Consider the following 13,362-nt stretch of genomic DNA (forward strand, 5'->3'; position numbering starts at 1 on the left):
ATGAAAACACACGGTAGTATATAAAGGTTTCGTTTCTGTTATCACTCGAGAGTTGTACTTTAACAAAATTTTAAGCCATTTATTCCATTATTGGGAATTTTTCAATAACGATATATTCTTTATTATTTACACGCACCGCACTAACTTGTACTTTACTACCGCTCTTTAAACCAATAGCTTTAGCTTCACGAGTGACCAAAACCCCTATTCCATTCCCATAAGTATTCAACTGTTTTACAGATCGTTCAATAATTTCTTTTTTTGAATCTGTCATATGTTGTATAATACAGTATATAACTAATAAACACCGTATTATACTGTATATTACCTCTTCTTTGAACAACGTTAATAAATAAATGTAAGATACTGTATATTACAATGTGTGATCAAAAAAATATTCTAGTGGAAATTTATGATGAACTATGTTCATATGAAAATTTGGAAACTGCATTTAATAGAGCAAGAAGAGGAAAAACATTAAAGAAATATGTAATTGATTTTGAAGAAAACCTTAAAGATAATTTGATGAAATTAAGATCGGAATTACTTACACATGAATATCAACCAAAACCTCTTAAGACATTTATCCTTAGAGATCCAAAAACAAGAAAAATAAGTAAGTCTGCATTTAGAGATAGAGTAATACATCATGCAATATGTAATTTAATAGAGTCTGTTTTTGATAAACGATTTATTCAGGATTCATTCGCAAATAGATTAGGAAAAGGAACATTAAATGCAATAAAAAGATTCGATGTATTTAAGAGAAAAGTCTCTAAGAATAATACGATTAGATGTTATGTTCTCAAAGCAGATATAAAAAGTTATTTTGATACTGTAAACCATGATATTCTCATAAAGTTACTTAGCAAAAGAATTCATGATGGCAGACTAATGTGGCTAATCAGAACAATTCTTGGCAATCATCAAGGAAAAGAGAGTAACAAAGGAATGCCATTAGGTAATCTAACTTCACAATTCTTTGCTAATGTTTATCTAAACGAACTTGATCAATATGTAAAACATAAACTAAGAGCAAAATATTATATTAGGTATGTTGATGACTTTGTAATTTTACACCAATCAAAGACAGTTCTTGAGGAGTATAAAAAGAAAATAATTTCATTTCTTGGAGACAAGCTTGATCTTAAACTTCATCCTGGAAAATCACAAATAATCAAATTAGAGAAAGGAATTGGATTCTTAGGATTCCGAATTTTTTATCATCATAAAATTTTAGTCAAGAAAAACATGCGTAAATTTGAAAATAAAATGGAGCAGATGAAAAAAGATTATCGCTTGGAGAAAATTGAGAGAGAAAAAGTTATTGAAAAATATGAAGGGTGGATTGCATATGCATCTCATGCCAACACCTACAAATATCGTAAACGAATGACAAGCAAATTGAATCATGCATTTCCTGCTCAGCCAGAAGTTAAAGTAACCTCCGTAAAAAAACATGAAAACTTCCACAAAAAAGTAGACCTTAGTAAAATTGAATTTAGTCAACAAAAAACATTACAACTCATCAACAAAGGACTAAATGTCAAACAAATAGCAAAAGAAAGAAATATTAAAGAAGGAACTGTATGGAATCATATTGCCAATTCAGTTCAGCACCATCAACTACCGTTAAAAAGAGTTATGGAAACTTACAAAGTAAGAAAAATTCTCAATGCAATTACATCTCCAGAAAATAAGTTGAAAGAAATTAAAAACAGAATAAAAGATGATTCAATATCTTATAACGAAATACAAGTAGTCCTAGCAAATGTAAAAGGAAAACATAAGAAGAAAAGTATCTCATATTATGTTGAATGGTATCAACGAACAAATTGTTTTAGAAAATGTTATTACAATAAAAATCAAAGAAATGAATGTCGTGTTAAATTTCAGCAATTAGTTGCTAAAGGATTAAACATGGAATTCTCTAAACATGATTTTCTAGATTTTTTTCATAATCACGTAAATATTTGTACATTGCCTGATAAAGATAAGAAAAAGTTTCTATCCTGGGGCGAATTTAAACAATCTCTGAAAAAGAAGAAGCATTAATTTCACTTCTTTTTCTCGCCACTGTTAGAGATTATTTCTTGCATCATTACTTTATAGTAATTTCCAAGTTTAATGTCTTCTTCAGTCTTAGCCCAAACATCGTGGTCAAATTTGTTAAATCCCCATTCTTGTAGATATTCTTCTGCAAGTTTTTGGTCTTTGAAAACCATTAGTCCGCTGTTATCTTTCTTTAACAGTATGCATACTTCTTTCATTTTGGATACCCCCTATTAATTAAAACTCACCCCTGAGAGTGGATAATACCTTAAAAGATATAATTTTTGTCATTTTAGGATATTTTTCTTGTTTTTTTAGCATGGAATTCTTTCACTCTTTGAGTAAACCATGCAGATGCAAGGTCTTCTAATTCGGCTAGAAACTCTTGTTTTGCCAATGAAAATTCTAGTTTACTCTCTTTAGTTCTTCGATCCATTGATTTGAGATATTGTTCCACTTCTTTGAATGATTTCTCTAGTATCTCGTTTTGAATCTCTTTCTTACGAGCCATATTGAGTGAAGCGCTTACCTTTTTTAAATACTTTGCTATCATTTAGGGATAACGATATTTCTCGAGTTTGTTTTTAGTTGTGATTTAGTTATTCTCTAGTTATGACAATAAATTTATCATTTGACTGGAAAACCTACTCTTGGCTTAAAAGAGGCAATCGAAGGATCGAAGTTCTAAAGTTCCTTGCTAAATCTGAAAAGCCACTAACTGCAACTGATGTTAAAAAGGAGCAGAAAGTAGATATTACACAATCTTCTTTTACTTTAAATGAGTTATGGAAGTTTAAGCTAATTGATTGTTTTAACCCAGAGGATCATCATGGTAAATTATTTGTAATCAATAAAAAAGGAATAAGTATGCTTGCTAAGCTGGAAAAATAAGGTTTCTGTACACTCTAATAAAATAATATAAAGAAAAAAATAGATTTCTTTATCTATGACAGATGAGCTTATCAAAGAGATAAATAGTTTTATTGAAGAACTAGATAAGACAATAGAAGATTCATACGATTCTAAAAATATTATTGATAGTTTCATCGCCAATAATTATTCTACGTCAGAAGAGATTAATCAATTCATTGAGATCATGCAAGATCTTGATGAAGAAAAACCAAAACAAGATCTAGAAGTCTTTGATGAAACACAGAATGAGATTTCATTCATGTTAGAAGAACCATCATCTTTTATTGGAGATTCATTAAAGAGACGTAATCTTGGAAATGGTATCTCAATTATAGTCGGATTTCTAAAGGATAGTACAAGAGCAAATTTAGCTTTACAAAGTTTCAGATTCAACAAGAAAGATCCATACAATTGGACTATGGACAAAGCTAAAGATTGGCTTAAAGGTAAAAAAGTCATTGAAGATAATAAAAGACAAGATCTCAAAAATCTTCAGTATGTAACTATTGATGACGTTAAAATTCTCCATGTTCTAAAAGAAGGAACTAAACTAAGAATATTAGGTGTAGCAATCAGTGAGGGAGAATGGAACGGAATATTTTATCCAGCTAAAGAACTTGAGAAAGGATGTAAAAGTCTTGTAGGAAGACCATTAAGAATAGATCACTCATCAAGTTCAAGAGATATAGTTGGAAAAGTAATCAAATCAGTTTATGTTCCTGAGAAAAAGTGGATCGAGTTTGAAGCAATCGTAACCGATGAAGAGATTGCACAAAAGTTACTCGACAAACTTATTGATTCTGTTAGTGTCGGCGTACTCATAGATAAAGATGAGGTTGATGGTAAACCTGTGGCTCGTAATCTTGAGTTTAAGGAATTAAGTTTAGTTGATGACCCAGCATGTAAAGATGCTAAGATTAAGCCTGTAAAAAATTGAGTTCTGGATGACTGTCCTGCATATGGTATGCGAAAGTCAAAGCAAATAGAAAAACCTATGGAGGAGATTTTACAATGGATGATGAACCAAAAGAATTGAAACAGGCAAAAGTCCTACTGAAGAAAGCTTCAGATGAACTTAATGCCAAAAACTCCGAGATTGATAAATTAAAATCAGAGTCTGATAAAAAAGACAAGTTAATTTCGGAACTTACTGCAAAACACGAGGAGTTGTCTAAACAACACACTGCAGTAGTTGAAGAACTAAAACAGATCAAGCAAGAAGCTCGTGATGAAGTTCTAAAGAAACAGATTGAGTCAGAAGAGAAACTTGGAATTTTAGAAATGTCAAAAGAAGACAGACTAAAAGAACTAAGAGAACTTGACGAGAAAGGTGGCTTTGATCTGTATGCAAAACAGACAGAGAAAATGATGGAACTGCACAAAGGTGTTGGTGACAGAAAGACTCTTGTCAATAATTCAAATCAACATAAGGATGCTAAGCAGGAGATTGCGAAAGCACTTGGGATGGAGGCTGAATAAAAATGACATACGATATTCAAATTGATGAAGGTAAGAGTCCAAGTATGCTAATGGCATCAGCAGATCTTACCAAAGGACAGTTTGTAGGTCTTGACTTACAACCAGCTGTGGCAGGTGCAGACACTTTAGGAGTGTGTATCAGAGACTCGTTAGCGAATAATCCAATTTCATTAGCATGTATTGGTACTTTCTACCTTGATGTAGAAGTTGGAGCTGCAGAGACAGTGAATGTTGGCGATGCATTGGAATTGAAAGATGCAAATACGTTAATTGCTTTGAATACAGGAGTATCCGTAGCAAAAGCGTATGAGAAAATCGACAATAGTGCAGGTGGAACTTCCGTTGTGAAAAAGATTCCTGTTAAAATAATCAAATAGAGGAGGAAAGATCACAATGAAATCAATGAAAGAACTGTTTTCAACACAAGATGCGGCACCTATCATTAAAGAAATCATTGACGCTAATGTGTTCAAGGTTGCTACAAGAGAAAGGGTTGGTCGTCAAATCTTGCGATTAATAAATTTGAGCGAGGGCTCTTCAATAAAAATCCCTAAGATGGGTAAAGGAAAAGCGTATGTTATTCCTGAACTTGGAGAAATCCCACTAGATGTAAGTACATTTGGTGATGTGGTTATCACACCATATAAGATTGGAAAAGCATTTGCTGTTCCATCAGAAGCTATCGAAGATTCAGCTTTTGACGTGATTAAACTAAAAGCAGATATGGCAACAGAAGATGTTGTTGCTAAAGAAGATGATGAAATCTTCAGAGTAATAAGTAATACTACAAACACTGTATCTCCAAAGACTGCAGGAGAGTTTGTCCAGGAAGACGTTATTACTCTAAGAAATGCTGTCAACAAGAATAACTACAAAGCCAAGTTCTTAGTAGGTCATCCTGATGATATCGCTAAGCTTGAGAAAGATCTTATTAGCAAGGGCTATAAGGCTTTTGATAGACTTGACGAAGATGGAATCATCGGTAATGTCTCTGGATTAAGGGTTCTTGAAACTACAGCTGTGGAAGCAGGTTCTGTTATTGCTTTGGATAGCAGAGCAGTTGTGTTAGTTGAAAGACGACCTCTGAAGTTGAAGAACTTTGAAGATCCATTAAGAGATCTTGCAGGTGGAGTTACACTAACTGAAAGAGTAGCACCAGCAGTCCTTGATGACAATGCAATAGCGAAGATGATTTTGTGATCCTAACCGATCACATTTTTTTATCTTCTCTATGGAGGGTGACCTATGGATTTAATTAGTGTAAAATCTCAGATAATAGTAGAAACAAATAAGTTTCGTTTAGGTCCTGCTCTCCTTAAACTGCAACCATTATCAACTGGATCTGCAACTAAGATAAGTAAAATTAAAGGAGTCAATGGAGCGATAGTTCCTATTCTTGGCTCTGCCCCTATTTCTTTATTTGAAGTTGATACAGTAATTGCTTTTCCACTTACATTAAAATTACCTCTTCTTTTCTCTTCTGAAAGTTTCGAAGATAATGATCTTGGATATATCATGCAAAAATCATTCAAAGAATGTTTTCATTTTGCAGATATAGAAAATCAAATTGTGATAGAAACTCTTATTGCAGGATCTGGAAAGACCATAAGTGCAGAGAGCCACCCAAGCGTAAAAGAAACCCCTCTAATAAAGAATATTCATGAAGGTATGAAGTTCTTAGAAGATCATAAATATACGCCAAATAAGCTAGTAATTAACCCAGACATAGCAGAATCATTAAGACAAAGAGAAGAACTAAAAGAAAAACTTCAATCATATGCTATGGATGTCATAATCAATTCATCTGTTCCAAAAGGGACTATCATCATTCTAGATAAAGATCACGCAGGACTGTTTATTGAAAGAGTGCCTGTTGAAATTAAAGATCACGTTGATTATTGGAAAGATCAGAAAGGATTCCTACTTAGAGAAAGAGTTGTCCCTGTTGTAACAGATGGAAATGCTGTGGTGGTGATTCAATAATGGGAGTTGAAATTGAATTACTTGAACAATTGAAAGAAGCTACCAAAGCTATTCAAACAGTAGCTGAAGCATTAACTATCAAAACAGATGGAAGTATCAACGTAAATGAACTTAATCCTCTTCAAGAGATCATGTTAAAAGATGGAAGTGGGGCTATCTATAAAGCAAGAGTTAATTCAGACGGAAGATTGCTTGTTGACACGAATCTTGTTATATCTCCCGATGCAATAATTACTGATCCAATTGATCCAAATAAGAAAGCAAAAGTCAATTCCTCTGGAAGACTTCTCGTTGAAACTGAACAGCAGGGAGCAAATGATACCATTATTGTAGATCCAATTGACAATGATAAAAAAGCTAAAGTGGATGCAAATGGAAGATTATTAGTAAGCGCTACCAGTGGGAACGGACTGCTTGGATCAGTAAAAATAGAAGATGCAACTGACTCAAGCAAGAAAGTTTTTGTTGATGCTTCTGGAAGAATGCTTGTTGCATTACCTCCACCAAGTCCACCTATAGGTACAACTGAAGTTAAACAAACCAAGTTTAATGATGTTGGTGGAAATAGTGCCGATTATGATTATTATATAATCCCAAATGGGGAGATTATTAGAATTCAGAAGCTACTTGGATCATCTGAAGATAGAGCAAAAGAATCATATGTTGCATTATGGTTAGACAATAATGGAGAAGACGCAACAGGAAGCGATGGTCATGTAAATTGGAGTCTTATCTCTATAGCTTTCTCAAATATTAGCAATGTGAATTTTGATCTTAATGAAGAAGTTACAGGTGATGGAACAAAAAGAATAGTTCTCCATAGAAGAAGAATGGATGCTGGAGCAAGATTGGTGTTTGCCAGATGGCAGGGGTATTACTAAATGGCAACAGTTGAAACATACAAAGGAAAAATAGAATTATACAACCCCGCGACCCAAGTAGACTTAACCACAGATTACTTGACTATCTTTGAAATTATCCATGAGGGTTTCATAGACATGATGAAACTTTCATTCAATAACTTATCTGATGTCGTGGTCAAGGTAACAATTGATGGAGAAACATATTATGAATTTAATCTTGAAGACCTCAAGAACCAAGTCAAACTCACAAAAGATGAACAAGACACTTTCATGAATACAGCAAGTAATTCTTTTTGTGATTCATATCCAACTCCTTTATTCTTTGAGAGTTCAATCAAAGTCGAAGTGAAGAAACTTTCAGGTAATAGAAAAATCAAAGGAGGCATCATAAGATACAGGTTGAAAGGTGATTAATCATGGTAACAGTTCAAGAAAAAATAGATGAAATTGAAAACCGACCTAATTATGTAACTAACTCTCTGATCTTAAAGAGCCATGATGATAGGGGACTCGTCATCAAGTGGCTTGAACAAGATTTGGGTGTTGCCGAAAGAAAAGAAATCTTTATCGAACTCAACGAGGATGAGTCACATATGGCTGTTGAAAAAAGAACATCAATAAACAGTATAGAAGTTGAACCAGCAGGTGGGTAATCAAGATGGCTAATTGGAAATACAAAGTTGTACAAAGAAGAATTAAAGATGTTTCAGAATTAGCTTTGAACAATTTAGGTAACAGTGGATGGGAGCTGATATTCATGAACCAATTGTGGAACGGTAAAATAATTGCTGTATTCAAAAAACAAACATAGGAGGGATAATTATGACAAACGTATATGTGAATGGAGAGTACGATTGGAAATTAAGATTCAAGCTAGGTGCAAAGAGATTTCTTAAAGGGTTAGGTGCATCTATACTTTTGACACTTATTCAATTCAGTGCAGAATTTCTACAAAACAATCCAGAGATCTTCCCACAAGAATATACTCTATACATTGGACTTGTAGTTTCAGCTTTACTTGGAATTGAAAAGGCAATCCAAAAAGAGAAGAAGTAAAATGGTTCAAAAAGAATACACAACAATAGATATAGTAAAATCCAGGATAGGTAACAAGCACGTTGATACAGACGTGACTGATGCAGAGATTATTCAATGGATTCAAGAAGCAAGTAACTTCATTGATTTATCTACCAAAAAAATAGGAATTGGTTTTGAAGAGACAGATCCATTGCATCCAACAGTCCAACAAATTGTTACAGATCTTGCAGTCATTAAATTATTACTTAGGATAAGTGGAGCTGGTCTAGCCACAACTTCAGGACTTTCATATAGAGTTGGGGAGTTCTCAGTAGACAAGAAAAACTTAGAAGCATCTTCTATCAAAGAAATAAAAGTTTATGAGATCAGTGCAAAAGAAAGTCTCCTAACATTAAAAGAGTATCTCAAAGTAGATGATAAGAAATCGTTCATAGGTGCATCTGTTACACATGGAGATCCATCTCCAAATACTAACTATGGAGACAACTCACCTCAAGGATAAAAATGGAAATTAATACAGAAGACTTTGACAAAATAGTGGACTTAGATCTTGGAGTAGATGTAACTCTAAGAAGAAAAACCACTACAGTTGATCCTGATTATGGAAGTTTAATCTCGGACTCAAATCAAGATACAATTATCAAAGTAATCTGGCAAGAAATAACTGGAGAAGAGGAAAACTTTAGACCTGAAGGAGGCTTTAACATAGGAGACATTAAGTGTTTCACAAAATCAAGTTATGAAAATGGAACTTTGATCATCGACTCAAAAACAGATACAATACTAAAAGGTGGAATTGAACATAAGATCCTCAAAAATACTAATCACACAGTTGGTGATACAGTGGTGTACAAGGTGCTACATCTTAGGCTGAAATAATATAAAGAAAAAAACATGATTTAGTTCTATGGTCAAGATCAAAATAGAGAGTCCTGACCTGGCAAGAATCAGAAAGAAAGTGGACTCCTTTGCCGATAAGGGCTTTAAGGAAGATGTTCACGAATCGATAAGGAAAGTGCTTCCTAAGATTCATTCTGATGCATTCGATGACTGCCCTAAAAAGTCAGGGATCTTAGCCGCATCTTTGCATGTAGGCTTTGAAGATGAAGTCACAGGATATATTGCCGATGGAGTGTTTTACGGATTGTTCCAAGAAGAAGGAACTCGAACAATACCTGCAAAACATTTCATGAGAAATGCTGTAAATCACAATTTCCCAAGCGTGGGAGAAGAAGTGGTTGAGAAAGCAAAAAAGCGATTCAAACAGTAAAGTTTGGGTATCTTCAAGAGCGAGGAGTCAAACAATGGACAAAGAACCAATTATAATAGTTCAAGATTTGCTAAGAAGCAATCTGTATGATTACAATACTTCTCGTTCTAGTGAATGGATTTATCCAGACTTTCCAAATGTAAACTTAGGTAATCCATCTTATCCAAGAGTTTCTGTAACTGATGCAGACGAGCCAGCATCAAAAGTAACTGTTGGAACTAAAAGTGAAAAACAAACCATTGACATAGATATCAATGTATGGGTTAAAGCTGGAGTGATCTATGAAAAGGATACAGAACAGTTTGAAGGAACTAAGCTAAGAGATGCTATCGCAAGAGAAATAGCCGACACATTACGAATTAATCAAAATCAACTGGCATCTGATGGATTGAACAATTACGAAAGAGTCAGTATGAAGACAATTAATAGTGAAGTTGCCGAGGGCATTATGAGAAAGCAAATTACGATAAGGTTCACACGAATCATAATTGATTGAGTTTCAGAAAAAGAAAATGCAAAACAAAAAAACCAACATGGAGGATGATTAAGAATGACATTATTTTTTGGAACTCAAGGAAACATATCAATAGATAGTGTTCAGTCTAAAAATGTGACTGAATGGAGTCTGTCTGTTAAGGCAGATATTGAACAGATCAAGACCATTGGTAATTTTACCATATTTGATGAAAAACCATTGGATCTTGTTGAGGGTAAGTTAAGTCTTATCACAGATGATCATGCATTTATTGCGAAGTTGTTTGGAACAGTAGACACTACTGCAGACACACCATCAGTAGGGGATGAAACAAATGTTGTTACACTTGGATCTACAAGAACCAAATTCAATGCAACATTTCAATACACAGATGCTAATGGCAACGATGTAAAAATTGAGTGCGTTGATTGTGTTGCTACAGACCACGAATTTAGCAACGAAGCAGAAGGTGTACTTGAAGAAAGTTTTAGCTTCAATGTAAAACCAAACGATGTGACCATTACCACAATAAAGAAAGCTACACCATAAGCTTGACTAATTGAGTAAGGCAAAGGCATGACGAGATGATACTCATGACAGAGGAAAACAAAACTAAGGAAAAGGAAAGTAAAGAAGTCGACCCAAAGGAAAAACTGGAACAGCAAGACTTCCGAAACATCACCATATATCATATCCATAAGGATGTGGTAGATGATTTCAAAGAGTGGTGTAAGGTTAATGCTGGGAACAAGTTTCCTGCAGGTATTCAACTTTTACTTTCCCGATCTAAAGTTTTTGAATTGATGTCAAACTTTGACACAAGAATCAAAGCTTTAGAACACAATTTGTCTATGATAATGAATAGACAAAAGAGTGTCGAGGAACACTCCCCTAAAGAACCGAAAGTTAAGACTATTGGAGGTGGAGCTTAATGACAAGAAAATATACTATGCAAGATCTCTTAGCGAAATCTAAAGAGAAAAAGAAAGTTGAAGTAAACTTTGAAGATGGAGTGGTTGAGTTTGATATCAGCAAAATTGATTTTGGTGTAATGAACCAAATCAGAAAGAAAACAAAAAATGATGACATGGAACTCACACGAGAAATGATCAAAGCATCAACTGATCTTCCTGACGATCAAGTGGATAGATTGCCTTTAGGAGTCATTAGAGAATTAGGAGATAAAATCTCTGAACACTCAGGACTAGATAAGGCATCTAAGAGTGAAGCTGAACGTTTTCAAGATCCTCAGAAGGCAAATTAGTTTATGTACTTCTGAGGCACTATGGAATGAGTTGGGAAGAGATCAATAATTTAACGATTGACCAATTTAATTTCATGATTTCAGCATATAATGAAGACGTGAAGGAAAAGAATAGACAGGCAAGGAAGAAGCGTTAGAATGCTTCCTGCGAGGACAGGTGATAAACTATGAGTGAAAGGACATGGCTGAATCAGTACGAATCAAATTTACAGGAGAAGATAAGGTCTCACCTACTGTCTCCAGGATTAATTCAAGTTTAGGCAGTCTTGGCTCTAAAATATCATCTGTTGGGAAGTCTTTTAACAAAGTCAATAAGGCACTAGTTCTCGGCTTTACTGCAATCACAGGTGCCGTTGTAGCACTTGGGGTTAAAGCCATCAAGAGTTTTGGAGAGTTTGATCGGCAAATTAAAAGAGTTCAAGTTCTGGCAGGTGGAACAGAAGAAGATTTTAAGAGTTTAATGGACACAGCGTTCAGACTTGGTTCTAGCACAGCTTTTTCTGCACAAGAAGTAGCAGAAGCATTTGAAGAATTTGCTAAAGCTGGTTTTTCTGTAAATCAAATTCTAAAAGCATCTGAATCAACATTGGGTTTAGCAACTGCAGGTAACATAAATCTTGCTGAAGCAGTTAATATTTCTGTTGCCGCTCTAAACGCATTTGGCAGAGAAGCAGATGACATGAATGGAGTAGCAACTATCTTAACAACTTCATTTACCAATTCAGCTCAAACACTCGAAGATCTTGGTCAAGCACTAAAATTCGTTGCCCCATTAGCTTCTAGTTTAGGAATTAGTTTAGAAGAGGTTAGTGCAGCTCTTGGAACTCTAGCAAATGTTGGTTTAAAAGGAAGTATTGCAGGAACTTCATTAAATCAGGCGATGTTACAATTGCTTAATCCAACAACCAAATCTGCAGAAGTAATGGAAGATCTTGGAGTACAATTCTTTTCACTTGATGAGGCAGGTCAAGCGGCGAGTGCAACTATTAGAGCAACAAAAGACGAATTTAATTTACTAAGAGATCGAGTAAGAGAGAGTGATATTGAAGTTGCTAATTTGGGATCTCAACTTGCAGAAGCAAAAAGAGAATTAAGTGGTCTTGCTAAAGATGCAGGTGGATTTGAAGGATTATCATCAGGTCTTACTGCGTTACAAAATAGTTTCGATGATGCTAGACTGAAAAATAAAGAATTAAGAGATGCTCTTGATGCACAAGAATCAACTTTTGAAGGATTAAGAAAACAAGTCCAGGAAGGATCTCAAGACTTTATAGGGTTAAGAGATACAGCTAAACAACTTAATGATGCTTTCAATGAAGTGGATGCATCAAGAATCCAAAGGGCAATGGCATTGGTTCAAATCTTCAAAGTTAGAGGTGCAAGATCATTTTTAACACTTACAAAAGAAATAGAAGAATTTGACAGATTATTCAATACAATAGCCGCAACTGAAATAAGAACAGAACTCCTCGACGAAGCGAGTTTAAGAAAAGCAATTGATGCACAAGATAGTTTCGCATCTGCATTCGGGATCACATTTGAGAAACTTGTAGCAGATGCAACAAAAGTTCCAGAAGGATTAGACAAAGCATTAACTGATGCAAAACTAGACGAAAGAGCTAGAGATATATTTAGAAATCTTAGAGATGAAGTAACAAATCTTGGACTAGATAGTGAATCTGTTGAAGCAGTATTATCTGATTTTTTACCATTAGATGCTGTAAAAGACTTTAGAAAAATAATTCAACTTACTGATCAAGATTTTGAAAGTTTTTTAGCTAATATTAATGCAACAAATCAAGATGCTCAAACATTAAACAAAACGCTCCTAAATAATTTAGGATCTGCTTTAGAAGAATTACAAGATACAGTAACAACTACGTTTATCAGAATTGGTGGGGCAATTGCAGAAAGATTAGATCTTACAAATGTAGTGAGAAATATTCAGCAAGCAATAGAAGATTTCTCTACAGGTGGAGGAGTTGAAGCATTAGCAGACAAACTTGTAAATGTGTTCAAAACTATT

23 protein-coding genes are annotated in these 13,362 nt (G+C 34.3%); 20 read left to right on the top strand and 3 right to left on the bottom strand.

From position 1 onward, the window contains the following. Window positions 1-79 precede the first annotated feature (79 nt). Window positions 80-274, bottom strand: coding sequence for a hypothetical protein (locus K9M74_03730; protein ID MCF7798989.1), 195 nt, complete (start codon window positions 272-274; stop codon window positions 80-82). A 104-nt stretch (window positions 275-378) separates the two neighbouring features. Here K9M74_03730 and K9M74_03735 point away from each other — a divergent pair, with 104 nt between their 5' ends. Beyond that, complete coding sequence (locus K9M74_03735) at window positions 379-2,055, top strand: helix-turn-helix domain-containing protein (protein ID MCF7798990.1); 1,677 nt, start codon at window positions 379-381, stop codon at window positions 2,053-2,055. A gap of 2 nt (window positions 2,056-2,057) precedes the next feature. Here K9M74_03735 and K9M74_03740 read toward each other — a convergent pair whose 3' ends face one another. Together K9M74_03740 and K9M74_03745 are read right to left on the bottom strand one after the other, a co-directional pair. Further along, the gene (locus K9M74_03740) at window positions 2,058-2,270 is read right to left on the bottom strand and encodes a hypothetical protein (protein MCF7798991.1); all 213 of its coding nucleotides are present in this window, start codon (window positions 2,268-2,270) and stop codon (window positions 2,058-2,060) included. A gap of 74 nt (window positions 2,271-2,344) precedes the next feature. After that, the gene (locus K9M74_03745; GenBank protein MCF7798992.1) at window positions 2,345-2,563 is read right to left on the bottom strand and encodes a hypothetical protein; all 219 of its coding nucleotides are present in this window, start codon (window positions 2,561-2,563) and stop codon (window positions 2,345-2,347) included. Window positions 2,564-2,664: 101 nt separating this feature from the next. On the opposite strand from K9M74_03745, the gene K9M74_03750 reads away from it, so the two are divergent. The 19 genes from K9M74_03750 to K9M74_03840 form a co-directional block, all read left to right on the top strand. Then, window positions 2,665-2,943, top strand: coding sequence for a hypothetical protein (locus K9M74_03750; GenBank protein MCF7798993.1), 279 nt, complete (start codon window positions 2,665-2,667; stop codon window positions 2,941-2,943). A gap of 55 nt (window positions 2,944-2,998) precedes the next feature. Further along, entirely contained in the window at window positions 2,999-3,901 is a 903-nt protein-coding gene (locus K9M74_03755; protein MCF7798994.1) for a hypothetical protein, read from the top strand. 74 nt (window positions 3,902-3,975) lie between these two features. Further along, the gene (locus K9M74_03760) at window positions 3,976-4,443 is read left to right on the top strand and encodes a hypothetical protein (GenBank protein MCF7798995.1); all 468 of its coding nucleotides are present in this window, start codon (window positions 3,976-3,978) and stop codon (window positions 4,441-4,443) included. A gap of 44 nt (window positions 4,444-4,487) precedes the next feature. After that, window positions 4,488-4,820, top strand: a complete 333-nt coding sequence (locus K9M74_03765; protein ID MCF7798996.1) for a DUF2190 family protein — start codon at window positions 4,488-4,490, stop codon at window positions 4,818-4,820. 16 nt (window positions 4,821-4,836) lie between these two features. Next, complete coding sequence (locus K9M74_03770; GenBank protein ID MCF7798997.1) at window positions 4,837-5,643, top strand: phage major capsid protein; 807 nt, start codon at window positions 4,837-4,839, stop codon at window positions 5,641-5,643. Window positions 5,644-5,688: 45 nt separating this feature from the next. Beyond that, the gene (locus tag K9M74_03775; protein MCF7798998.1) at window positions 5,689-6,426 is read left to right on the top strand and encodes a hypothetical protein; all 738 of its coding nucleotides are present in this window, start codon (window positions 5,689-5,691) and stop codon (window positions 6,424-6,426) included. After that, entirely contained in the window at window positions 6,426-7,307 is an 882-nt protein-coding gene (locus tag K9M74_03780; protein MCF7798999.1) for a hypothetical protein, read from the top strand. Before K9M74_03775 ends, K9M74_03780 begins: the two co-directional genes overlap by 1 nt. After that, complete coding sequence (locus tag K9M74_03785; protein MCF7799000.1) at window positions 7,308-7,703, top strand: hypothetical protein; 396 nt, start codon at window positions 7,308-7,310, stop codon at window positions 7,701-7,703. Window positions 7,704-7,705: 2 nt separating this feature from the next. Further along, window positions 7,706-7,942: a hypothetical protein gene (locus K9M74_03790; GenBank protein MCF7799001.1), complete on the top strand. Its 237-nt coding sequence runs from the start codon at window positions 7,706-7,708 to the stop codon at window positions 7,940-7,942. Window positions 7,943-7,947: 5 nt separating this feature from the next. Continuing rightward, the gene (locus tag K9M74_03795; GenBank protein MCF7799002.1) at window positions 7,948-8,100 is read left to right on the top strand and encodes a hypothetical protein; all 153 of its coding nucleotides are present in this window, start codon (window positions 7,948-7,950) and stop codon (window positions 8,098-8,100) included. Between the two features lie 11 nt (window positions 8,101-8,111). Further along, window positions 8,112-8,345, top strand: coding sequence for a hypothetical protein (locus K9M74_03800; protein ID MCF7799003.1), 234 nt, complete (start codon window positions 8,112-8,114; stop codon window positions 8,343-8,345). A gap of 1 nt (window position 8,346) precedes the next feature. Continuing rightward, window positions 8,347-8,829 carry a hypothetical protein gene (locus K9M74_03805; GenBank protein MCF7799004.1) on the top strand — a complete coding sequence of 161 codons (483 nt, stop codon included), beginning with the start codon at window positions 8,347-8,349 and terminating at the stop codon, window positions 8,827-8,829. Window positions 8,830-8,831: 2 nt separating this feature from the next. Beyond that, on the top strand, window positions 8,832-9,206 hold the full coding sequence (locus K9M74_03810) for a hypothetical protein (GenBank protein MCF7799005.1): 375 nt from the start codon (window positions 8,832-8,834) through the stop codon (window positions 9,204-9,206). A 28-nt stretch (window positions 9,207-9,234) separates the two neighbouring features. After that, on the top strand, window positions 9,235-9,597 hold the full coding sequence (locus K9M74_03815; protein MCF7799006.1) for a hypothetical protein: 363 nt from the start codon (window positions 9,235-9,237) through the stop codon (window positions 9,595-9,597). Between the two features lie 34 nt (window positions 9,598-9,631). Continuing rightward, a complete protein-coding gene (locus K9M74_03820) occupies window positions 9,632-10,093 on the top strand; it encodes a hypothetical protein (protein ID MCF7799007.1) in 462 nt (153 codons plus the stop codon). Window positions 10,094-10,147: 54 nt separating this feature from the next. Then, window positions 10,148-10,621 (top strand): hypothetical protein, encoded by a 474-nt coding sequence (locus K9M74_03825; protein MCF7799008.1) that lies wholly within the window; start codon window positions 10,148-10,150, stop codon window positions 10,619-10,621. Between the two features lie 44 nt (window positions 10,622-10,665). Beyond that, complete coding sequence (locus K9M74_03830) at window positions 10,666-11,004, top strand: hypothetical protein (protein ID MCF7799009.1); 339 nt, start codon at window positions 10,666-10,668, stop codon at window positions 11,002-11,004. Then, window positions 11,004-11,336, top strand: a complete 333-nt coding sequence (locus tag K9M74_03835; protein MCF7799010.1) for a hypothetical protein — start codon at window positions 11,004-11,006, stop codon at window positions 11,334-11,336. Before K9M74_03830 ends, K9M74_03835 begins: the two co-directional genes overlap by 1 nt. A 181-nt stretch (window positions 11,337-11,517) precedes the next feature. Next, the coding region (locus K9M74_03840; protein ID MCF7799011.1) for a phage tail tape measure protein at window positions 11,518-13,362 on the top strand (1,845 nt) is incomplete at its 3' end.

The organism is Candidatus Woesearchaeota archaeon, assembly GCA_021734105.1.
GTDB lineage: Archaea > Nanobdellota > Nanobdellia > Woesearchaeales > SKGA01 > SKGA01.